We start from the raw sequence: 23061 nt of genomic DNA on the forward strand, positions 1-23061 counted from the left end.
AAATGCCCGGCTTCAGATCTCTGCATGCAGGTGATCAAGGATGATGCGGGCGTCGGTGACGGGATCCGTGGTCATGGGCAATTGTGTCTGTTCCGTCACTTTGGTCAGCAGTCGTTGCGCGGCCGCTCTCACCGGTGGTGGAAACGTGGTTTCTGCTTGGATCTGCCGAAGGTGATGCATGGCATCTCCCTTCCAGGTTGCCAGATTTTGTTGCTCGGCCCATTGCTGGGAGGCCAGTGCGACGGCCCGTCGTGCGCACACTCTGGCCAAACCATCGTTCCCATTCTGGAGTCCCCTGGCGGCTTTGGTGAGTTCCTGTTCGATCTGTTCCGACCGACTCATGAGTCCTGAGGTACGGTGCGATTGGCGTACAGTTTTCGCCTGGTCGCAATTCGATGGATGTGGACGACATGCTCGTCCGGGTCGATGGAGTAGAGAATGCGCCAGTCTCCCACGGCGTATTGGACGAGACCGGGAAGATCCTCATGCAGGGGTTCATGTCGAAGGTTGGCGACATTCGAGGCCAACCACTTGGTCTTATCCAACAGGCGCTGGGCCATACCCTGGTCGGTTGATTGAAGGTCGTCCAGGATTGAAGGTTGATAGGTGACGCGATACCAGGCCATGTCATCTCACCACTTAAGACCCAGTCGTTCCGCGACGGTTTCTCCCGTCACCCGCTCCGGGGAATTCAATACTTGCTTTAATTGCGCGCGCACCTTGTCATCCAGAGCCAGGCCAAGATCGGGGTCGCCCAGCAGTTCACACAACCGGTCATCCACCATGCTATTAACCAGTTCTTTAAATTCTTTCTGAGAAAGGTCGGAGATTTTCATTGTAAATCCTCCATTCGGATAAATACCTGATCCTGTCATGTTTGATAGTTCTTCTACCTCATTTGATGGGGCTGAACGAAATGTAATTGGATGTTGGTCCTTTTGCCTCCACAAAAAAGTCGTCCTCTTCGAGACGCATCAGGCAAATTCTCAATTTCCGGATCGGAGCCTGGGAACTCGTCCATCAAGAAAAATTTAGAGAACGAAGTTTAGAAACTTCCAGCTTCGACAACATCATCGAGGCTGTTAATGTCCAGCCAATGTCCGACGGTGTAGAGCACCCGAATCGGATAGTTTCTTCGTAATAACTCCTGGAACAGGACGGCCATTCCTGCTTTCCTGTGATCCGGGTCGGCAAGCAGTTCGGTAAGGATCTCATGCAATTGTGTGACACCTTGAGCCGAGACTTTAAAAAACCCCATCCATACGCCATGAATCATGTCCGAAGGCACTGACCTGCCTAATTGCTTGAGATGAATCTGGGCGTTAAAGGCCTTTCGGGAATTTGGAGCGGTACATTCAGCAAATCCACCAAGCCTCGTGTAACTCGTTTTTTCCTGCCAGTGGCTATCCACAAAAATGACAAAGTCATCTTTGGTTTGCAGCAATGCCTGAGGAATGTACGTGTTAAACAAAACATCGCCATAGGACACGATGGTGTCGTGGAATCGGGCTTCTTTTGATTGAAGCGCTTTCAATAAGGAATTTAATTCTCCCGTTTCCGCGAAGGCATCGTTATCGACATAAGTCAAATTGGGAAGATTGACGGCTTCTTTTTTATACCCCCGGACCACAAGAATGTCCTTGATGCCCACACTGTTGTAGGCGTCAACGATATGAGCAAGGAGGGGAACACCACGAATATTCACCATGGTTTTTGGTTTGTCTTCGGTGAGGTCCCCTAACTCATCCCCACGGGAAGCGGCGAGGACAATAGCCGATGCGCGGTCGGCACTTTTAGGAAGGTACCGTTGCTCGGCTTCCATAAGTTCATCTGCACCTTGCAGACGAAAAACCTCAGAGACCGGCACAATGTTATCCTCAATGAATAAAAGATTTTCGTGTTCCTTCAGAACTCGGGCGGTCGTTTGCATGGTGGCGACTGCGGCGCGGAGCATGTGATTGGCCCAAATCACCATGGAAAAGCCATGCTGCCGGAACACATCAGTGGGAGTGGAATAATATTTTGTCGGCACAATCACCACGGGTGAACGATTGCTCCATTCCCGCTTAAACGACAAAATCTCATCCGGCACCGCCAGCGCACTGTGAATCAGAATGCCATCCGCCCCGGCCTGGCGATACGCCTCTGCCCGTCGCAAGGCTTCCGCCAGTCCCCATCCACAGATGAACGCTTCCACCCGGGCGATGATGCAGAAATCCGGATCGGATTGCGCATCTTTACCGGCTTTGATTTTTCCACAAAATTCTTCCATGTCGGCCATGGGCTGTGTGTCACCCTTGAGAAAGCTATTCGTCTTCGGAAACAACTTGTCTTCAATGCACACGGCCGCAATATGCCGTTGTTCGAGTTTGCGAATGAGACGTTGCATATTATTGAAGTTGCCGTATCCCGTATCTCCATCGAGGAGAATCGGAATGCGGGCCGCGTCAGACATAAATTCCAGATTGTCCAGGACCTGGGTCCAACTGGCCTCGTTGTTATCTCGCACGCCGAATTGAGCCGAAATTGAGAGTCCGCTGGCCCAGATGCCATGGAATCCTGCTTCTTCCACGATCTTGGCGCTAAGCCCATTGTGAGCCTCGCAGATAAATTCAAGCTGGGGGGACAAGAGGAGCTTTTTGAATTGCGTGGATTTTGGCGGCTGGGGTTCGCTTGGCATAATCAATAACTGTGACAGTGTTTCAGATCGTTCAATGAAGTATTAAAGTCTACATCAAGGGGAATCCTGCTGCCAAACCTTTCCGTATCTGATTGGGGAGCCGGGAAGACGTGTGGTCCTGGAATCTGTCGGATGAAGAAGTGGGAAGAATGATTGACCCCAAGGCTTGTGACAGGTTTTGAAAATGATGGGGTCAGGAAAAGGGCATGGCCACGAAACCATGCCCTTGTCCATATGAACCGTGAACAATTTATGAAGTGCGGCTGGTAATCTCAAGAAGATGATAACCAAACTGGGTTTTGACCGGGCCGTGGACCTTGCCGAGTTCCCCGCTGAACACAACCTCATCAAATTCTTTAACCATTTGACCCGGGCCGAACTCGCCCAGATCGCCACCTTGTTTGCCCGATGGACAGGTGGAATGTTCCTTCGCGGCGGCAGCAAAATCTCCACCACCCTCAATTTGTGTTTTTAAGTTTTTGCATGCTTCTTCTGTTGAAACCAAAATGTGACGGGCGCGCGCTTTCGCCATGAGCATTCTCCTTCTAGGCTAGAAAATTGGACAATGGTCCTTTTCTCATGATTGACCAGTCAAGGTCAAATTTCATGAGAATCAGCCAGCGCAGCGAGGGAAATTCTCTTGTTCATAATGATTGTGAAAGGGCGAATGTTTTGGTGATCAGGAACGGGTCAGGTGGACGAGGTCCTGTGCCGGTGGGACTGAAGGCCGGTGAAAGGGGAAAGAGTCCTGGTAGAAGAGCGCGAAATTCGCAAGAACGAGAGGCGGTAATGGAGGTGATAGATTAGTTGTCGGGATTCATCGCCAGGTAATCACAAATAAAATCCAAAACCAATTCGTCAAAATTATTGAAAATGGTTTTGACCCCGCCCGCCGTCACGACGCCCTGTTCCCAGGTGATGGCGTGTCCTGTGGAGGAGTTATGAACCAGGGCGACCAGTTGGTGGACTTCGAGGTCGATCCGACAGGCGTAACGCTTTGGGCCCAAGGGAAGAGCCGCCATATTGACATATAAATACGGCTCTCCGGGTAATTTGGCAGCTTCGAGTTCTTTGACCAGGCGAATCCCCGCCCTTTGCAATTGTGCTTCCACTCGTTTGCGCACCTCACTTCGGTTTAAAACTCCCCTCAGCTCCGGACCTAAATCCTCAACAACTACATAGATGCCATGTATCCCCCTTAGTGATTCTTTCCTCAGCATAGGATGATCGACCTCTCCGTCAATTCGTTCAAGCCCATAACAAGTGTTCTGCGTTCCCTCAGGGATTGTAGACTGATCCCCTATGCCTTGTCCTCTTTCGCCTTGCGCAAATAATCACCTAGGATTCCCCGGCTGTGTTCATCATCGTGGCAGTAGACGCAGAGGTTCTCCCAGTTCGATCCGTCCGGTGGATTGTTGTGGTGATTGCCGTCCTTATGGTGTACCGTGAGCAGATGTCTGTTCTTGAGGTCGAATTCTCTGGCGCATTTGGCACAAATGAGCCCGTGAATGTTCAGTGACTGTTCCCGATAGGAGCTGTTGCTCGAGGCCGAAGGCTTGGGTCGCAGTCCTTTGAGGATTTCGTCAATGGGTTTGTCGACGGCAGGTTTTTGGAGCCGTCGCAGTTTGTGACGACCCCGGTATGCATTCCCCATGATGTGCGTCCTTTCAAGTGATGGCGTCGTGGTGGTTTGGCGCCAGCGATGAATAGCCGCGTGATGTCAATGCCAGGATTCTCAAAGTTTTCCTGGGCTTTGTCAATGCGATTTGAACGGATATCGCGTTGAGCATGCCTGATGTGGGGGCAACCGCGGGATGAGGCCTCTCGATGGTTGGGGAGGAATCGTATGGAGTGAGGCCTGCGAGCGCTATGAGGTAAGTGTTAGTATGAGAATAAGTGCTGCGGATAGGGTTAGTCTGATGATTCCTTTTACAGGCACCCGCTTCGAGACGGGTGCTCTCACCAGGAGGGTGCCATGTTCGGTCCTATTACGCTTCCCTTTGGGGCAAAAATGTTGTTTAACACCGTCAAATTAAAGCCCGGGGTTTCCTTCGATCAGGTGGAGCTGGCCGTTGGAGAGATGTGCATGGTCGTCAAAGAAACGTATGGGGGAGACAAAGGGGGCTTCATCGCCGGACAGGTGTTCAAGTTTTCCGGTTTCGTATCTGACGAAGGGTCCTTAAGTGCATCAAAAACCGCAGATGACCATTTCGCGATTGTGACCTATTGGAGTTCATTTGAGGATCACGAAAAATCTCATGCCGATGAACTGTTCAATAAGACATTCGCGGCTTTGGCTTCCATGTGTTCTGAGACGAAAGAACTCGGCTACGATATGCTATGGCAGGGGGCAGCGAAGACTGCGTAAGCTTTTCGAAATAGAAAGATCTCCGTCACCCATCTGGCCAGGCGTCGGTCAGTTTGGCGCGTGCGTACAGAGGATGACGTCATGCCGGGACGAGAGTGCGTGAGACGGACGCGATCTGAAATCCCATGCTGATTCAGGCGCTTCCACAGCATTTTTTATACTTTTTCCCGCTGCCGCAAGGGCACGGATCGTTCCGTCCAATCTTGGCCTCGCTACGCACGACGGTCTGAACTCCAGGACTTTTTCCGTCGGTGAAATACCAGGTCCCCTTATGTTTCCGAAACTCGCTTAGTTCATGATGGATTTGAGGGCCTTCTTCGGTCTCAAATGTGGCTTTGAATTCGACGAGGCCCGCTTCGTCTTCTATTCCACCCCGTTTCGTCGCCAGAATTTCTAACCCCGTCCATTTGGTGGTTTCTGCCCACTTGCGATTGGCCTCAAGGTCAATGTCGTGTTTGGTTTTCGGGTCATGGGTCTTTTCGATGAAATCCATCTGGACTTGCGTATAGGCCGAATATCTGGCCCGCATAAGTTGTTCGGCAGTTTCTGCCTGTTTCACTCCGGTGATGAGGGGCTCACAGCATTGCTTGAAGGTCTTTCCGCTCTGACACGGACACTGCATATGCGACTCCTTTTCTAAGTGAAGGCAAATGATGATTGACTCTTGTACGTCGCGAGTGACGGAAAAGTCAAAAGGTCCGGCATCTCATTTTTCTGGAAAAATATTGGTGAGTCCCGGTGGCAGTTTTCCCGTCATTTGTCTCTGCTCGTCCCTCTCTTAAATAGCTGGTCCGTTTCTGTCGCTAAAGCCATGCGCGGAGAACATTTTTTTATGCCGCGTACTCAGATTTTGGCACCCCTATTGCGCATCATGCATGGGGCTGTTGAAAAAAGCCGCCAGCGCCGTTCTCGTCATTTTCCCGTGCTCACGTACTGGAAGTACGCTCTGCGCGCAAAAATGACTGCGGCCTTGCTGAACGAACTTTTTTGAACCGCCCCGAAGCCTCAAAAATACCACGTGCCTGTAGGTCAAGATGCCCTTGGAAATCAGTTTTATTCAACACTCCCATGCATGATTTCATCGGGAATGGGGTTTATGCTGCAGAAAAGTCATTTCTAATTTTTACTAGATTCCGGGATGTTGTTGGGGGTGAAGGCTGATGAGCGAATGGGGTCATTGAAGAATGTGTGGAAGTTATTCGTCAGTTGAGTTAGGCTTTTTTGCGAATCTGACCGGGCGTCGCTCTGATAGAAAGAAGCTTTGCGTCAAAATGATGAAATGGCGCAGGAATTTGAGCAGGCCGTAGACGTTCTTTTTATGCGAACCCGGGTTCGCATCACCGGGAGTAGTCTACGCATGACGTGTTCTCCATTTGGTAAGGCGCAGTAGCAATGATTTCATACATGGCTTTATTCCTAAAACTCATTCAGGGTTCTGGAGGAACACACATGAAACATATCAACCAAATGGTCACGACGGGCACAATCGTCCTCATGCTCGTATTGCTTGCACCCATGACCTATGGGGCGGAGACGGCCCGAGTCAGTGTCAGCACTGGAAATTTGCAGGGCAATAACAATAGTTTTCTTCCGGACCTTAATGAAAATGGCCGGTTTGTTACCTACTATTCCTTGTCGACCAATCTGGTGCCCGGTGATACCAACGGGGTACGAGATATATTCGTGTACGATCGGCAAACCCAGCAAACTACGCGCGTGAGCGTGGCGACAAACGGAGGGCAGGCCAATGGCGAGAGCCTTGAGCCGGCCATAAGCGCCAATGGGCGTTATGTGGCATTTCGGTCGGCTGCCACGAACCTGGTTCCGGGGGATACCAATGGCACCATTGATGTGTTCGTCCATGATCGACAGACAGGCATCACGAGCCGGGTCAGTGTTGCGACGGGTGGGGGACAGTCCAATAACAATAGTTTTTCACCAGTCCTGAGTGCTGACGGCAGATTTGTGGCGTTCCACTCCTTTGCGAACAACCTGGTGCCGGGCGACACCAATGGAGTGTTAGATGTGTTCGTTCATGATCGGCAAACGGGGACGACGACGCGCGTGAGTGTGGCCACAGGCGCAATCCAGGGGAATAATACCAGTCGAGCGGGGTTTCTCAGTGCAAATGGTGGTTTGGTTGCGTTTGAATCGGATGCGACTAACCTGGTCCCGGGTGATACCAATGGTGTGCGAGATCTGTTCATTCATGATCGGCAAACAAGAGTGACGGCGCGTGTGAGTGTGGCCACAGGCGGAGGGCAGGTCAATGGTGAGAGTGTGGATGCCGAATTGAGTGCGGATGGTCGCTATGTCACCTTTCAATCGGATGCGACGAATCTCGTTGCTGGCGATACCAATGGAGTGGGTGATGTGTTTGTCCATGACCGTCAAACGAACACCACCACCCGCGTGAGTGTGGCAAGTGGTGGTCTCCAAGGAGGAGGAGAGAGCTCAGAGGGGACCATCAGCGGGGATGGACGATTCGTGGCTTTTCTTTCTTTTGCTACCAATCTCGTTCCGGGCGACACGAATGGAGAGGGTGATGTGTTTGTGCATGATCGTCAGACCAACACGACCACCAGAATGAGTGTGACGACTGGAGGCGTGCAAGGCAATGATTTTAGTTGTAATCCTGCAATCAGTCAGGATGGTCGGATCGTTGGTTTTTTCTCGGATTCAACCAACCTTGTTCCGGGAGATACGAATGCAATCCGGGATATTTTTATTCATAATCGCACGGTGAATTTTGATTTGGATGGAGATGGCAAGGCTGACATCGTGTGGCGCAATATCAATAATGGCAGCACGGCCATTTGGTTTATGAATGGGACGGCAATTGCTTTCCCGAGTTTTCCTGGCGGCGTCCCTCCGGCTTGGGAGATTACCGGTATCGGCGATGTGAATGCGGATGGTAAGGCTGATGTGGTTTGGCGCAATAGCACCAGTGGTACGGTGGCGGTGTGGTTAATGAACGGGAATACCATCGCTTCGGTAGGATTCCCGGGCACGGTTCCTACTGGTTGGGTGCTTGAGCAACTTGGAGATGTGGACGGAAATGGCACGGCAGACCTGGTTTGGCGAAACATTAATAGCAAGGTGGTTGTCGTGTGGCTGATGAATGGAGCGACCATTGCCCAATCCAAATCGCTCGGTGGTGTTCCGGGTGAGTGGAAGATTGTCGGAATGGGCGATGTCAATGCCGATCGCAAAGCCGATATCATTTGGCGGAATAGCAACAGTGGGGCAGTAGCCGTATGGTTAATGAACGGTCTCTCGGTCCTGTCGATCGGAGTCCCAGGGAGTGCCAGCTTGGTTTTTGAGGTGGCTGGGGTGGGGGATGTTGATGGGAATGGGACCGCTGATGTGATCTGGCGCAATACCGGAACCGGTGGGGTGGCATTCTGGCTGATGAATGGGCTCACTCTTGGCAGCACGGGTGCCTTGGCGGGCAAGGCCTTGGAATGGGACATTGCCCAGGTCAGTGATCGGGACGGTAGCGGAAAAGTAGATTTGACCTGGTTCAATACCGATACCGGTGAGGTCGAGGTGTGGTTGATGAATGGGGTCACGGTCGGCTCAACAGGTTCACCAGGGACCACCTCTCCGAGCTGGGAGATACAATAGCAATGCCTTTGGCCTCTTTCCCTCAATTTAAAACAGAGTTACAGGTCTGGCCAAGGACTGGGGAGAAAAGTTTTCTTAACTGACTGGGTCAGGGGAAAGGAATCTCTACCTGAATGGTAAAAAGGGGTGGAAGATCACAGGGGACTGGTTTTGTCAAAGGTCAACTCCCTTCGTCGAACAATGAAAGACCCTCCTATCCGAGGAAACAGACTGTTCATCGCAAAATGGTGGGGATTGGTATGGGGAAATACAAAATGACTCATTTTTCCAGAGGCGGCAACACCACCTGTTTTCTGCAGAAACCGCTCAATGACTAGATATTTACTTCATTTTGGGAACTCATCCGTCTATAACATTTCTGCATCAGATCTGTTGAAATGAAAACTAATTGGAATATTACTGATAGGATTATCGGATTTCATATCTTGCAGGATTAAAAGGAACGAAACCCCTATGGTGAGAAACTCCCGAAAATTTGAACTGGCCAAACACCTGGCGGAAATATTAGACCGGCGTTTTACGATTCCCGGAACCTCAATTCGTATCGGGTTAGATCCGATCCTTGGGCTGATTCCAGGTGTGGGCGATGCCCTCGCAGGTCTGGCTGGATCAGTTATTCTAGTCGTGGCGGCTCAATCCCAACTTCCTAGAATCGTCCTTATCCGTATGAGTCTCAATATTGCCATTAATAGCGTGGTCGGGGCCATTCCCATTCTCGGTGATTTGTTCTCTGTCTGGTTTAAAAGTAATGTGAAAAATGTAGAGTTGTTGGAGCGATATGCTGTTGGAGATCGTCCAAGCTCCACTACAGGGGATTGGGTTTTCGTAATAGGGTTATTGTTAGTCGTGGCTTTGGTGATTGCCGGAACGGTGGTAGGAATCCTCTGGCTTCTTATGCGAATCTGGGAAATCCTGCAAGGCATGCAATAAAACTTACATTTATGACCCCGTCAGAGCGAAGGCGATGATGGGGGAGCGACGGTTCATGGGGGATCGTGGGAAATCTGCTCGCAAAACTTGAGCGAACGGCTATAGAGAATGGGACTACCCTTTACGATGTCCCTATCCACATCCATTTAAACTATTCCTGTATTTTTGAAAAACCAATCCTGTTGACTCCCTCCCGAGATGATTGGAAGGAATACATTAATTGTTGAGATTGACTTCAAGTCGCGCGCCTACCACGACGGCGTTATTCCTGCCGGGAACCGTCCCGGGATTAATGACGTATTGAAAATCCGGTTGAATGACGAGGTTTTGATTCACAAAGATGGAATACGTGCATTCCAGCGTGATCTCCGTATTTTCAACCCGTTGTCCTGCCCGCCGTTGAGACTGTTTATACTCATGGCTATTCACTGCGGCTGCCACCCCGAACGCGGTTCGGTCAATGTTTCGCCCCGGAATTAATCCCTTATAGATGAACCCGCCGCCATAATACTGGGAAATGCGGTTCACATTGGGGTCAGCCATTCCGGCTCGGCCAAAGAGAGTCAATCCTTGATCTTTGTCGTCCTTTTCATAATACACATCATATTCCGCTAACCCATATATCCCGAAAGTGCCATTTTGTTTTACCGGTTCTCCCGAACTATTGACCTTGTTGAGTTGATCCAGGGAAGTGGTGTACCCCCAGAATCCGAGGGCAACTTTGGCTTCATACACGAGAGGAGCGGATCTTCCAATCCGGCGGAAGATCAGACGACGAGGGAGCTCTTGGACCGTTTTTTCCTTTGTTTGTGTTAAATCAGCCGTGTTGTATTTGTAATATGCCAATTCCATGGAACCGAACAGGCCATCATCTTTTTTTAAACGAACATGAGTACCCCGAGCATTATTGGGATCCCCCGGAATGCCATCGGCGACCACGGCGCGAACCATGAGAGAATCGGTGAGGATGGCTTGCGCCCTGATTCCCAGAGAGGTTGCAGGAAAGGTGGACAGGTTGTTTCTGCCACCCGCTCCAAGTTCCGCTCCAGTCCCGAAGGAGCTATTCAGAAAAAGTGTCGACGCGGATACGATGACATCAAACTCTGAGGTGATATCATACAGGCCGGCAAGCAGAGAAACGCGTTTAAAAAGATTGTGCTGGTACCAGGCTTCGAACAGTTTCCATGTATCTGGTGCCGCAATGTTGCTCACCCCTTGGATGTCACCGACATTGTTGCTTGGATCGCCCCCATACAAGCCCAAGCCATACAGAAAAACCGTACCCCTCCAGCTAGGAACTAATTTTTTTATATCGACGGTGAGCAAAAGATCCAGATCGCCGGTGAGAGTGGTTTTTCGATGCACGCCGCCGGATATATTGGAGAGGATATCCATCGTATTGGTGACTTCCAGGAGGAGTCCCTGATCCTTTAAACTTTTTTGGGCAGCCTTTGGTTTTTCGATGATCTTTTCCAATTGTTCAACCGCCTGACTTTCTTCAGAATAGGCTGGCATCGGAATCAACAATACCAAAAGGAATAGTCCATACACGGTTGTAAGAATCATTCTTGTTGGGGAGAGTCTCATGCTGGTGAATCAGGTTCGTACCGGCTTGGACCTTCAGATTTTGTGGATGAGGCTAATGCGTGTGAAATCAAATATTCTATTGATGCCGTAAATCAGCCCGTGAAGGCAGGCAGGGGCAGCACTGGTTTGTGGCCTGCTACCATTCCCCATGTGCGTTTCCCGGTCCCTAGGCTTTTTCATCTTTCTGGTTGGCCAGGGTCGTTAAATAGTAGTCGAGATGTTTGGCGAATAATTGCCGGTCCCGTTGACTCAGGGCCGACGGCCCACCGGTTTCGACACCGCTGGCCCGGAGGGTCTCCATGAAGTCCCGCATCATGAGGCGGGCTTGAATCGTGTCGGGTGAATGCATCTCCCCGCGCGGATCAAGCGCATGCCCACCCTTCGCAATCACCTCGGCGGCAAGCGGAATGTCAGCGGTGATCACCAGGTCGCCGGCCTCGAGCCTTTTCACGATTTCGGAATCCGCCACATCAAATCCATCGGCGACTTGGATGGCCGAAATATAGGGTGACGTCGGGGTATACAAGAGGCGATTGGCGACAAGCGTCACCTGGACCGCCGTCCGGTCTGCGGCGCGAAATAAAATTTCCTTTATCACCTTGGGGCAGGCATCGGCATCAACCCAGATTGGCATGGTCGCCCTTTATAGTTGAGGAGTAAACAGGAACCGTGTTTTTTGGATGTTGTAAAAGTCCATCCGGATTAAAAGAAGATGAGGACGATGTTGTTTCATAAGAACGGGAAGTGCACGTTCACTCACACTTTGTGACCCAGACCCCGACATGAAGGCTTGAGCCTGGGGGCCCAACGAAGGATCCCTCGATGGGCGGTACGGATTCGGGCAATCTTGCGACGGCCACGGCAATATGATCGGTTCCGGCCATGGTTCCACCAGTGGGATCAAATCCCTTCCACCCGGCCCCTGGCAGGTAGACTTCGGCCCAGGCATGGGTGGCGCCATAATCGGTTGCTGATGGTGGGGCGTGAAGATACCCGCTGACAAAGCGCGCGGCGAGACCCAAGCACCGTGCGGCTTCCATAAACAGCAAGGCAAAATCACGGCATGAGCCGGTGCCGTATTCCAGTGTTTGCCCCACCGTTTGAACGCCAGGTTCTTCCCGCACGCGATAGGACAGGGTTTGGTTGATGTGGGTACCTAGCCGCTGCAAGAGTGTGTAGGTTTGAATCGGTTCAGTGGAGTGCCAGAACCCGGCTATCCATTCAGTCAGTTGAGTTTTGGTGTTCGGCTCAGGAAAAGCCATGTAGGGTAATAGCATGATCCGGTCATCGGGTTGATAGGCAAACGGATAATTAACCGCGTAGTCGGCGACGAGAAAGTCCAGTGGAGCCTCATTGAATTGCTGGATCAAGACTTCGCTCTCAATCACGAGCTGGTTGGCAGGCACCTCGAAGGTGGCCGTGGCCACCGAATTGCCTTCCACGTCCCGATGCCACAGCAGGGTAGCCGGCGGTGTGAGCTTCAGGTTTAACGACTCAATGTGCAGGTCATAGTCTTCCCTCGGACGCAGACGCAAGTAATGCGGTCCGAGCGTCACCGCTCCGGAAAAATTATAATAGGTCCGATGAAGAATCTTATAACGCTGCATCTATTAGCCTAAACCCTACTTTCAACGGCAACCAGGCCTGGTTTAAGTGACTACCGGTAGGCACGTCTTTTTGAGTAATAAATTAGCCATCAACCCAGAGAACCTCTTTGCCCAGTTCGTCGTTTCGTCGACCGAGGATGACATGAGCTGTCTGGATATATTCTAGCTGATTTCGAATAGCCGGAAGTTTGGCATGGTCATAAATCCAACTCTCCCCGGGCTTCTTCATCTCAAGTGCAAGTAAATTGTCCGTGTCCGAGCCTCGTTTATGAACAATGAAGTCTGGAAACACCGTTGTCGCACGGATCTCACAATTTTCGGTTTGACGGCGTTTTAGGTTTAGACGTTTGGGATCATCAAAGTGCCGATTGTATTCATAGTCGACATTGAAGCCTTCAGTTACCATTTTACCGAGGTACCGGGCGAGATGATGCGAAAGTGCGCGCTCTGTGACATTCAAGTCTAGATGTTGCGGCTCGTTCTCTATGAGTAGGTTGATAGCCTTGTTGACCAGATTATTGTCGATAGCTTCACGATTCATTCGCGGTTCACTTACAAGTAATCCATAATTAGACCGGTTTGAATAACGAATAAGATATGGAGTGCAGATTTTTTGTCCGTATGACAGGTCACGGGGCTCTTGCCTAGGCCTTCTTCTCAAGATTTTCCGCCATTCGCAGAGTTGGAGTGCCTCAGGAATTGTGGGCTTCGCTTAGGCGAAGCCCACCATTTCGATCGAAGAATGTGTCTCGCCTATTTCTTTTTGTCCTTTTTTTTCTGTTGATCGGCTTTTTGCTTTTGCGCTTTGTCTTTGTCTTTTTTTCCGCCTTTGTCTCCCATGGTGTTCCTCCTTTCTTTCTAAGATTGACCGTCTTTCCGTGAAGGGTGCTCCGAACTATTTATTTGGATCCTGTGATTGGCTATTTCCCTAATCCTTAGGATCAACGATTAAGCTTACCATGATACTGGGGTAAGAGATCCGTTTAGACGCCCTTTCAATCCATCGACGGGCTTTCCAATTTTTAGACCATCCTTTCTTTCGTCATGCCCCTCTTCTTTTTTCATGGGGGTGTACCAGGATTTTGAGCACAGCGGAAACCAAGACCTCCATCCGTGTGGGTTGGTAAAGCAGAAGAGCGCAATGCTGCTCTCAGATATTCGTCCTTGGCGTTCCATGCTCCACCTCGTATAACTTTTTGGGAACCCGCGACGGTCTCATTCGCATCCCGGTCTGGATTCCGCAATTCATCCCAGGTATCTGCCGTCCACTCACTCACATTTCCGGCCAAGTCATACACTCCATAGGGACTTCTATCCTTTTCGAATGTTCCGACCGGAGAAAGTTTTGACACGTCAAAGTCTCCAAATGTGGCGAAATTTGTGTATTGGCTCGTCGGTGGCTCATTGCCCCATGGATACATGCGTCCGTCGGTTCCTCGTGCGCTTTTCTCCCATTCATCTTCGGTCGGTAATCGCTTCGTGGCCCAATGGCAGTAGGCTTTGGCCTCCGGCCATGTCACGCCGACGACTGGGCGATTGGCATCCCGGGACATATTGATATGATCCCAATATTCCGGGGATGTTCGACCGGTGACCTGTAGAAATTTCCCATACCGTTCAATGGTGACTTCATTTTTGTCGATGAAGAATTCTTCCACATAGACGGTATATCGACTCCCTTCGGTAATGTCCCCGGTTCCTGAGCGTGATTCTAGATTCGTTTCAAACTGCCCTGCAGGGATCCGAACCATCGGCGCACCGTCTGCGCCTGAAATTTCTCGTGATAACGAGTCGCTCCCCGATGGTTCCACATGCCATCCTTTCAGTGCGATCGACAAAACCGGTGTGGAAACTGCATATCCCAGACGTCCCTGAGCATCTGTCACGACTCCGATCACTTTGCCATTTAGCAGAAGGGGGCCACCCGAATGGCCTTCCTCCACTAATGCCTGAAACATCAGGTATGGCCCTTTACTCCCGCTGATATTTCCGGTTGAGACAGTCCAGGGAGCGAGATTAGGTGGAAATCCGATAAAGGTAATGGGTTCTCCCCCCGAAGCTTGTGTTGTCTGATCGAGCGGAAGCGCCACGAGTCCATCTGGAAGGGTATCGGAAACACGCAACGTGGCCAACCCGTTCTCATTGGTGCCATCGATGCCTAATACCTGTGAAGCAAACGATTGATGGGGAAGAGGAAAGAACCACACCTGTGGCTTGCTATCTCCGGAAATCACATGTGCGGCAGTCACGATGTAGGCGGCGTTCCTGTCGAGCTTCACGATAAATCCCGTTCCGACATTGGGTTGCCCATTTACGATCGCAGTAATTTTGACGACGCCCTTCTTGAACTCTTCAATCTCCGCGGCCTCCGCGACACAAACAACACCGGGAAAGAGCAGAAAGAAAGAGAGAGACATGATGCGGCCGATAAAAGGTACCCGTATCCATGAATGGCCCCGCACCCTATTGGAGGCTGTCGATGTTCGTTGGTTCTTGTTTGTTCTGATGGTTGGGACAACCGTTGGGTTCACCGAAAATTTTCTCTTTAGTCGGGAGTGCCTAGGCTACCTGCGCTTTTTTTTTCTTTGGCCGCAACTCACTTTACCATGATCCAAAAATAATAGAATCATTTCGGTGCCCGTCTGTATTGTGAACCGTTTAGACTCGCTCACGCTCGGTCTCCCGACCGGGGGATGTTGAGCCCATGTTCTGGTCGAATGAAGATCCAACAGAGTCCGCCGAGTAGGGCAATCCCGGCGCCGATGCCGAGAGAGACCGACCAGCCGAAGGTGTCAGCCAGCCAGGGCGTCAGTGTGGGGGAGAGGGTTCCACCCAGGTTGGCGCCGGTGTTCATGAGGCCTGAGAGGGTGCCGGCGTAGGGTTTGGATAAGTCCGTGGTCGAGGACCAGAATGGGCCAACCGTGAAGTAGAGCCACCCAGCGCCGAGCGAGAGGAAGCCGATTGCGACATAGGGCGCTTCGATGTTGGCGCCGATAATGATAGAAAACGCGGCCAGAATCATTCCTGCTCCTCCCACGCTCGCGCGGCCACGGTTGATCCCGTATTGTTCGGTGAGACGATCGGTCACCCATCCTCCCAATGGGCAGAAGATGGCCATCGCGATAAACGGCGCCGAGGCGAAGAAAGCACCTTGAAGGATGGCAAAACCCCTTACATTGACGAGGTAGAGATAGAACCAGGACATATAAACATAGGCGACATAGCCGAGACAGGTGTAGCTGAGCGTGAGCCACCAGACGGTGGGTGTGGTGAGGATGGCTTTCCAGGGGACGGTGGTCGTCTTTGACTTCTGATCAGGCGCTGGTTCGTTTTTCTTTCCGGTTTGTAGTGGGGAGGTGGAGTTGGGGTTGTCCTTCTTCCCCCCGGTCCCGTTGCCTTTTGCCTGTGAGGCTGGAGGCCGTCCTTCACGTGTTTCGAATTCGGTGGAGACATCATGGACCGTTCCCCAGGCCTTGCCGGATCGTCCTTCCAAGGGAGCAGGAGGGGCGGGAAGAGATTCCGAACCCTCGATCAGTTCGGCCTCCGCGGTGTTGACATGTGCATGTTGCCTGGGATGATCGGTTGCGTACCAGTACCACAAGAGGGCGATGCCAATACCTAACCCGCCTGCGACATAAAACGCCGTTTGCCAGCCATAATTGACCATGATCCAGGCGGTGAGAGGTGGTGTGAGGGCTGAGCCCAGGCCGATCCCTCCGATGGTGATGCCAATGCCTAACCCCCGTTCATTCGGGGGATGCCAGTTTGCGACGGCTCGATTGAAATTGGGCAGCGCAGCGGCTTCGCCGATGCCGATGAGGAATCGCACAACCATGAGTGAGCCCATTATTCCGATCAGGTTGGCCAGTGGGAGCGTGGGAGCGACGGCCGTGAGAGCTGTAAAGATCGACCACCAGATGAGGGCGAAGGTCAATATGCGACGTGGTCCCCAGCGATCGCCCAACCAGCCACCGGGAATTTGAAAGAGGGCGTAACCAAAGACAAAGGCCGAAAAGATTTGACCCATTTGCAGATCGGTGAGACCGAGTGCCGGCATCATTTGGCGGGCGGTGACGGAAATATTCACCCGGTCGATATAAGTGATGATGCTGATAAGGAGGAGCAGAAGAAGAATTCGCCAGCGAATTCGAGTCGGTGGGGGGGAGGATGAAAGCTGGTGCATGGGGAATGAATAGAAAACTTGCCGGGAGAACGAACCGGAAGGCTATCCTCCGCTGCCTTTCCTTGCCAATGAAGGGGATTTTGCGTGTCTTCCTGAAGCGGTTTCTTGTGCAATAAAGGTTTTGGCAAGGCGATATTCATCCTCCTGTGTGGTCACCAGGCTATCCAGTTTGGCTTTGAAGATGCGATCGAGCACCCGGCGATACGCCGGCCCTTTGGGAAGGCCCATGTCCTCCAGGTCGTGGCCGGTTAAGGTGATCGCGACATGTTGAAACGTGGTGAGATAATCCCGGATCCGTTCCATGGCCGCATGAATCGTTGGCTTGCTTTGCGCCTTGGCCATGAGGAATAACACCAGTTCCTTCGGCCATGGCGTGAGGAGATCGTAGATTTCTGAAGGAGCCAGGTGCTTTCTGTTGAGGGTTCTTATCAACGTGGACTGGGCCTGTAAGAACTCTCCGACGGTTGCTGTGGTTCGTTGCGGGAATCCCAATCGTTTCCAGGTTTTGACCAATTCGGTTTTGCCCAACGATTCGAACCAGGCCAGGGCATAGAGCAGCCATCGCTCGGTTCCTGATCGGGCACTCTCCACCTCATGCCAGGCGAGTATTTTTTCTCCGGATGCAAAGAGCGTCGGAGCCGGTTCCTTCCACTGCAGCTTGGGATGAATAAAGGGAAAGAGTTTAAATTGACTCAATCGCAAAATGCCTTTGGCCGGCTCGGGTTCCTCTAATATGTGGATCAATTCATTCCCTAATCGTACGCCGGAAAGCCGGTGAAACAGTTCCATGGTTTGGGCTTGTTGAATGAAATGCTGAGTTTCCTTACTGATCTGGAAACCAAAACGTTGTTCGAAGCGAATGGCTCGAAAGACCCGGGTGGGATCTTCCACGAAGCTGAGGCTATGAAGGACCCGCACGATTTTATCCTTAATGTCCCGCCGGCCCCCGAAAAAGTCCAGGAGTTCACCGGGCGTCCTGTTTAGTCGAATGGCCAGGGCATTGATGGTGAAATCCCGCCGGTAGAGGTCTTTTTTTATTGAACTGCGTTCCACGGTCGGTAGCGCGGTGGGATATTCATAATATTCCGTTCGAGCCGTGGCAATGTCCAGGTGATGCATCTGTGGAATGTTAAGAGCCTTGGGGATGGCGATCGAGACTGTTCCAAATCGTTCATGAATGGTCCATTCGGCCTTCAGTTCCTGTGCTAACGCTTTGCCAAAACGAATGCCGTCTCCTTCGATCACCACGTCCAAATCGAAATTGGGGATGTTCATCAGAAAATCCCGTACGAATCCGCCAACGAGGAAGGCGGCGACCTCCTGGGTGTCGGCGAGCTTCTCGATGATCTGGAGGAGGGTGAGAAGTGGCGGAGGTAAACGGGTTTCCAATTGTTTGTGGAGATTGGAAGTCCGCAACGTTGTCGAAGGGGCCGTCGCGGCGAGTGAAACTGGCTTGTCAGAGCGCTCGAAGTCCCCTTCCTGAAACGGGAGTGCCTGGTGCATTGCCCGAAGTAAATCGGTCCGGCTGAAAATACCAACAATTTGGTCGTGATCCAACACCGGGACGATCCGCTGATTCCGTTCGACCATATGCTGTTGGACCTCGTCAAACGGTGTGTCGGGTGTGGCCAGAAAGATATCCCTGAGCATGATGTGCTCGATGGGGTGGGTGGCCAGTTTGTGATAGAGGGCTTTTTGTACGGCTTCCCGGGTGGCTAATCCCATGAAACCGCCTTTAGCACTCACAACGGGTAGGGCGTTGACTTCGTATTGTGTCATGAGGCGTTCGGTCTGTTTGATCGTGGTGTTGGTTTCCACCGTTCTGACAGGTGTGGTCATGAGCCGTTGGATGGGAAGCCAGGCTTTGGCTTGTTCCTGCAAAAGGGCGTGGATTTTCTGTTCGACCTCGACGATAGTGAGTCCCTTTATGCTGGCGGCGGCAGCCATGGTGTGCCCTCCTCCGCCAAAGGCCTTGGTGATCGAATTCATGTCCATGTCGGGATGGCGGCTGCGTCCGATGATTTGTACCTTGCCTTCCATGGCGACAGCGGCGATGATGGCATCGGCTCCATGTAATTGCGCCAGTTGTTGAACCACCGGGGCCATGTCTTGCACATAATCCGGCCAGGTGAGGGCGGTGAGCAGAACCCTTCGATGTCCAAGGTTCAGTGTTTGCGCCGATTGCAACAGTGCATGGAATAATTCGAGTTGCGGCGGTGTCCAGTGCCGGGCGATGTACTTCGTGACCTGGTTTAAATCTGCACCGGTTTGCACAAGAACCCCGCCGATCTGGAAATCACGGGGCGTGGTATTCCGGTAGCTAAATTGACCGGTTTCCTCATAGAGGGCTATGGCAAAGAGAGTGGCTTCTTCGGGTGTCCATGAGAGTGCTCTGGCCTGAAGTTCTTCGCAGAGGAGTGTGATGGTAGCCCCCACCGACTCCACTTTGCAGTAGTCTGCCCGCGGAAGCAGGGGATTGGTTGTCTCCATGGGGTGATGATCATAAATGTGAACCGAAAGGTGCTGATTTTCAAGAACTTTTTCGAGCGGACCTAACCGGTCCTGATGCTGGGCATCCACTAAGATCAGGCGGGTGACTTCCGGAAAATTCAGACTCGTGAGTGCCGTGAAGGAAAGGGGGTGTTCCGCGAGAAAGGCCCGCTCGCTGGATTGGGCTCCAGCCGGGAGGACGAGGCGTGCCTGCGGGTAGAGCTTTTGAGCGGCCACCATTGAGGCGAGGCCATCGAAATCCGCCTCGAGATGCGTGGTAATAATTTCCATGGAGACCCGATTCTAACAGGGATGTTGAATGACCGGAAGTTTCTTGAAAAGGCAAAGAATTTCCTTCGTAAAAATATTCTGTTGCTTGAGAGGGTCTCTCCATGTTAGATGGGGGCAACTCAGGAGACGATCCATCGCAGATGGATCATTTGTCGATCACATAATCAGGAGGGTGACACATGGCTGCCATGGCTAAGCCCAAGTCAAAGGCCAAGCCCAAACAGAAGCCTGCGGGGAAGCGAACAACTCATGCGAAAGCTCAACCGAAGACAAAAGCCAAACCTAAGAAGTCTGTGAAGCCTCAACGATCACCGTCTACCAAAGCGAAGTCCAAGAATACGAAGGTCGGCTCCAAGGCTCGGACCAAGGGACCCGTTAAGTCTCAAGCCAAAGGGAGTAAGAAGGCTCGAGTGAAGGGGACATCCAAAACCGTGACTCAAGCGCAACCACGATCCAAAGCGACGCCGAAAAAGGCGGTGAAAGGGAAAGAGAAGAAGTTGACTACATCTGACAATGTTTCGAAAACGACAACTGCGGCGAAAACCGGGGCGAATCGTACCAAGTCTGCTCCCACCACCAAATCGGTGAAGAAGGCGGCGCCGTCTGAGGCCAAAAAGAAACCGGGAAGGCCAAAAAAAGAATCGCCTGTGGAAAAAGGCCTTGATGCCAAAAAAAGAAAGAACGCCTTCCCCGTTGATGCGGATGCGGAGGAGATTCTTAGCCAGGAACCCGATACGGATATTGAGGATACGTCCCTGCCCGACGACATTGATACCGAATTGGATATTGAAGTGGAAACCGATACCGATATCACTCTGGATTCATTGACCACTGAACTCGATGATGTCACTGATCCCCTGGATGTGGATGATCTTGCGGATGATTTTGATGATGATGAGTTTTCCGAGGACTCCACCGATGATGCCGATGAGGATTTGGATTTGACGGAAGACTTATCAGAAGAATTGGGCACGGATAAGTTTTTTCGTGATACTGAATCTAATCATGAGGATGATGAAGAGGAAATTCCTCGCTCCTGGTGATTCTGGCCGGTTATGGGCCAAGGTTGTGCCAGGGTTATTCACTTCACCATCTCACTAGTTTTATTCGTATTCCCGGTTTTAATAGACAAGCCGGGATTGCTCCCTTCGCCTACGGTGGAGGGGGATAGTTTTGCCAACTGAAGGAGGTTTCATGTCGGAAGAACGAGGGTTGCCTCGCATAGGGGATCATGCACCGGACTTTTCCGCGGTGACGACGCAACAGACCGATTTTAATTTTAGCGTATGGCAGGAGCAGCATTGGGTGGTATTGTTTTCTCACCCGGCGGATTTTACTCCGGTGTGTACGACGGAATTGATGGCCTTTGCCCTAGCCAGTGAGCAATTTCGTCAGCGGGGAGTGAAGCTCATAGGGTTGAGTGTGGATAGTATACATGCTCATTTAGCCTGGCTTCGCAGTATTCACGAGAAAATGGGTGCCACAATTCCGTTTCCTATGATTGCCGATGTTGATATGCGTGTCGCGAAACTGTATGGCATGATCCATGCCAATGCGAGTTCCACCGCGACGGTGCGTGCGGTGTTTGTTATTGACCCGAAGCGGGTGATTCGGGCCTTGCTGTATTACCCTCTCAATGCCGGACGCAATGTGGATGAAATCCTACGGTTGGTCACTGCCCTGCAAACCACTGACCGCTTTGCTTGTGCGACGCCTGCCAATTGGCGGGAAGGAGACAAGGTGGTGGTGCCACCGCCTAAGACCGTTCAGGAAGTTGATCAAGCCTTGGCTAAATCCGAATATGAACATCGGGATTTCTATTTGGCGCTCAAAAATGTGTCCCCGGTCGCGACCCCAAAGCCTGCGGAAGTGAAGGAGCCTCAACCTGCGGAAGCCGAGGCTCCCAAGCCAGTTCCACCCGAGCCGGCTCAATCTGCTGAGAATACCCCTTCCACCTAGGGGCTGTCCGAGATGAGACGGACGTATACGATTGTGCAGGATTCGGCCAGATTCTCTGATCCTTTTGTTCAATAACTCCGCTCGCCCCGAACGGTCGAATAATTTGACTCAGTCCAACACAACCTCGTGACGATCACCTATCTTCAACAGTCTCTTTGCGTATGCGCCCGAGTGGAGGCAGTGGGTTTACCTGTTTGCCATACCATGCTCATGTGATGTGGGCATACATGAAACCCTGGGGAGCAAAATATTCTCTGCAGCTCGGCTTGTTTGTCCTGCTGGGACTGTCTTCTATTAATGCCGAGGCTTGCCGTCTCCTGCCGTCTCCTCCCGGAAGCGAAAATGTTTTCTGGGTGCATGTTGAGGGACCCTGTTTGCCTGAGGAAGAGGCAGCCTTGGCCGTGAAGGGTGCTGATCTGCTGGAAGCGCTTGTGCAGGGCAAGCGGATTGATCTGGACCACGTGTTGGTGGTTGATCAGGTGATGCTAGATCTTCTGCCCCAACAGGCCATTTCGGAATATCCCGCCATTCCCCCGTCAGTGGGAAAACCCCTGAACGAGAAAGGTATGACTGCGGTTCGCGTCATTCCAGAGACAATTTCCATCCGACATTCTCGATTTGAAAAAGTGCTTGCCACCAATCTGGTTGAAGGGGTTCTCCTGATCTTGGGGACGGTAGATTTCACGGGAACCGTTTTTCAACAATCAATTGATCTTTCTAAGACGGTGTTTGTGGGCCCGGTGAGGTTTTCAGACGCGCGAGTTGATTTTGAGGGGTTTTTTATTGGTTCTCAATTTGCCCAAGGGGTGGATTTTTCTCACGTCACGTTTGGAACGCATTCCCGGTTTCACCAGGCTCAATTTCGTGATCGGGTCACCTTTGCCGATGCTCATTTCACCGGAGTTGCTGAGTTTTTGGAAGTCGAGTTTCAGCAGGCGGCAGATTTCTCCCGAACGGCTTTTGCCAGTGGGACAGGCTTTTCAGGGTCCTTGTTTAAAGGCCCTGCCGATTTTTCAGCCATCTCGGTCGTTCATGAAATCTATTTTCGGTTTACCGAATTTCGAGAGTCCGTGACGTTTGCCCAATCACAATTCCATACCGTGGTCGATTTTTCAAACGCCAGGTTTGATGGAGCCAAAGATTTTTCCGGAACCGAGTTCCGCACCATGCCGGAATTAACCGGGAGTAACCTCCCGCTTGATGTGGTGTCGATTCAAAATGGGCGGAGGCTATATGGCCAGATCGGGATATTTTTGGGGCTGGTTATTCTGGTGCTTTGTTACCTCTGGCTTTCCAAAAGGAAGAAGACAGTTTAGAGGGCTCAACCACTATATTTGGT

General features: G+C 51.6%; 21 protein-coding genes. 6 read left to right on the top strand and 15 right to left on the bottom strand.

Annotation, left to right across the window (positions count from 1 at the left end; all coding sequences use genetic code 11):
* Positions 1-12: 12 nt before the first annotated feature.
* The 7 genes from PP769_RS10785 to PP769_RS10815 form a co-directional block, all read right to left on the bottom strand.
* On the bottom strand, positions 13-342 hold the full coding sequence (locus PP769_RS10785) for a hypothetical protein (protein WP_312640060.1): 330 nt from the start codon (positions 340-342) through the stop codon (positions 13-15).
* The gene (locus PP769_RS10790) at positions 339-626 is read right to left on the bottom strand and encodes a type II toxin-antitoxin system RelE family toxin (RefSeq protein WP_312640061.1); all 288 of its coding nucleotides are present in this window, start codon (positions 624-626) and stop codon (positions 339-341) included. Before PP769_RS10790 ends, PP769_RS10785 begins: the two co-directional genes overlap by 4 nt.
* Positions 627-632: 6 nt before the next feature.
* Complete coding sequence (locus PP769_RS10795) at positions 633-836, bottom strand: hypothetical protein (protein WP_312640062.1); 204 nt, start codon at positions 834-836, stop codon at positions 633-635.
* A gap of 209 nt (positions 837-1045) precedes the next feature.
* On the bottom strand, positions 1046-2680 hold the full coding sequence (aepX, locus tag PP769_RS10800) for a phosphoenolpyruvate mutase (RefSeq protein ID WP_312640063.1): 1635 nt from the start codon (positions 2678-2680) through the stop codon (positions 1046-1048).
* A gap of 250 nt (positions 2681-2930) precedes the next feature.
* Positions 2931-3212: a peptidylprolyl isomerase gene (locus PP769_RS10805; protein WP_312640064.1), complete on the bottom strand. Its 282-nt coding sequence runs from the start codon at positions 3210-3212 to the stop codon at positions 2931-2933.
* A gap of 271 nt (positions 3213-3483) precedes the next feature.
* A complete protein-coding gene (locus tag PP769_RS10810; protein WP_312640065.1) occupies positions 3484-3900 on the bottom strand; it encodes a hypothetical protein in 417 nt (138 codons plus the stop codon).
* Between the two features lie 80 nt (positions 3901-3980).
* On the bottom strand, positions 3981-4334 hold the full coding sequence (locus PP769_RS10815; RefSeq protein WP_312640066.1) for a YajD family HNH nuclease: 354 nt from the start codon (positions 4332-4334) through the stop codon (positions 3981-3983).
* 321 nt (positions 4335-4655) lie between these two features.
* Here PP769_RS10815 and PP769_RS10820 point away from each other — a divergent pair, with 321 nt between their 5' ends.
* A complete protein-coding gene (locus PP769_RS10820; RefSeq protein WP_312640067.1) occupies positions 4656-5048 on the top strand; it encodes a hypothetical protein in 393 nt (130 codons plus the stop codon).
* A gap of 133 nt (positions 5049-5181) precedes the next feature.
* Here the strand turns inward: PP769_RS10820 and PP769_RS10825 are convergent, their stop codons facing one another.
* The gene (locus PP769_RS10825) at positions 5182-5670 is read right to left on the bottom strand and encodes a YchJ family protein (RefSeq protein WP_312640068.1); all 489 of its coding nucleotides are present in this window, start codon (positions 5668-5670) and stop codon (positions 5182-5184) included.
* Between the two features lie 827 nt (positions 5671-6497).
* Between PP769_RS10825 and PP769_RS10830 the strand changes: the two genes are divergently transcribed.
* Positions 6498-8675, top strand: coding sequence for an FG-GAP-like repeat-containing protein (locus PP769_RS10830; protein ID WP_312640069.1), 2178 nt, complete (start codon positions 6498-6500; stop codon positions 8673-8675).
* Positions 8676-9128: 453 nt separating this feature from the next.
* The gene (locus PP769_RS10835; protein ID WP_312640070.1) at positions 9129-9605 is read left to right on the top strand and encodes a DUF4112 domain-containing protein; all 477 of its coding nucleotides are present in this window, start codon (positions 9129-9131) and stop codon (positions 9603-9605) included.
* A 216-nt stretch (positions 9606-9821) separates the two neighbouring features.
* Here PP769_RS10835 and PP769_RS10840 read toward each other — a convergent pair whose 3' ends face one another.
* From PP769_RS10840 to PP769_RS10870, 7 genes are all read right to left on the bottom strand, one after another.
* Positions 9822-11120, bottom strand: a complete 1299-nt coding sequence (locus PP769_RS10840; RefSeq protein WP_312640071.1) for a carbohydrate porin — start codon at positions 11118-11120, stop codon at positions 9822-9824.
* A gap of 238 nt (positions 11121-11358) precedes the next feature.
* Entirely contained in the window at positions 11359-11826 is a 468-nt protein-coding gene (locus PP769_RS10845) for a YaiI/YqxD family protein (protein WP_312640072.1), read from the bottom strand.
* A 118-nt stretch (positions 11827-11944) separates the two neighbouring features.
* Positions 11945-12799 (bottom strand): transglutaminase family protein, encoded by an 855-nt coding sequence (locus PP769_RS10850; RefSeq protein WP_312640073.1) that lies wholly within the window; start codon positions 12797-12799, stop codon positions 11945-11947.
* An 82-nt stretch (positions 12800-12881) separates the two neighbouring features.
* On the bottom strand, positions 12882-13340 hold the full coding sequence (locus tag PP769_RS10855) for a hypothetical protein (RefSeq protein WP_312640074.1): 459 nt from the start codon (positions 13338-13340) through the stop codon (positions 12882-12884).
* Positions 13341-13860: 520 nt separating this feature from the next.
* The gene (locus PP769_RS10860; protein WP_312640075.1) at positions 13861-15216 is read right to left on the bottom strand and encodes an SUMF1/EgtB/PvdO family nonheme iron enzyme; all 1356 of its coding nucleotides are present in this window, start codon (positions 15214-15216) and stop codon (positions 13861-13863) included.
* 251 nt (positions 15217-15467) lie between these two features.
* On the bottom strand, positions 15468-16982 hold the full coding sequence (locus tag PP769_RS10865) for an MFS transporter (RefSeq protein WP_312640076.1): 1515 nt from the start codon (positions 16980-16982) through the stop codon (positions 15468-15470).
* A gap of 42 nt (positions 16983-17024) precedes the next feature.
* Positions 17025-19763, bottom strand: a complete 2739-nt coding sequence (locus PP769_RS10870; RefSeq protein WP_312640077.1) for a CBS domain-containing protein — start codon at positions 19761-19763, stop codon at positions 17025-17027.
* A 179-nt stretch (positions 19764-19942) separates the two neighbouring features.
* Here PP769_RS10870 and PP769_RS10875 point away from each other — a divergent pair, with 179 nt between their 5' ends.
* The 3 genes from PP769_RS10875 to PP769_RS10885 all read left to right on the top strand — a co-directional run bounded on the left by PP769_RS10875 (position 19943) and on the right by PP769_RS10885 (position 23038).
* Positions 19943-20806 (top strand): hypothetical protein, encoded by an 864-nt coding sequence (locus PP769_RS10875; protein ID WP_312640078.1) that lies wholly within the window; start codon positions 19943-19945, stop codon positions 20804-20806.
* Between the two features lie 151 nt (positions 20807-20957).
* Positions 20958-21722 (top strand): peroxiredoxin, encoded by a 765-nt coding sequence (locus tag PP769_RS10880; protein WP_312640079.1) that lies wholly within the window; start codon positions 20958-20960, stop codon positions 21720-21722.
* A gap of 227 nt (positions 21723-21949) precedes the next feature.
* Positions 21950-23038, top strand: coding sequence for a pentapeptide repeat-containing protein (locus PP769_RS10885; protein WP_312640080.1), 1089 nt, complete (start codon positions 21950-21952; stop codon positions 23036-23038).
* The last annotated feature ends 23 nt before the right edge of the window (positions 23039-23061 follow it).

It is taken from the genome of Candidatus Nitrospira allomarina (assembly GCF_032050975.1).
Taxonomy (GTDB): Bacteria; Nitrospirota; Nitrospiria; order Nitrospirales; family UBA8639; genus Nitrospira_E; species Nitrospira_E allomarina.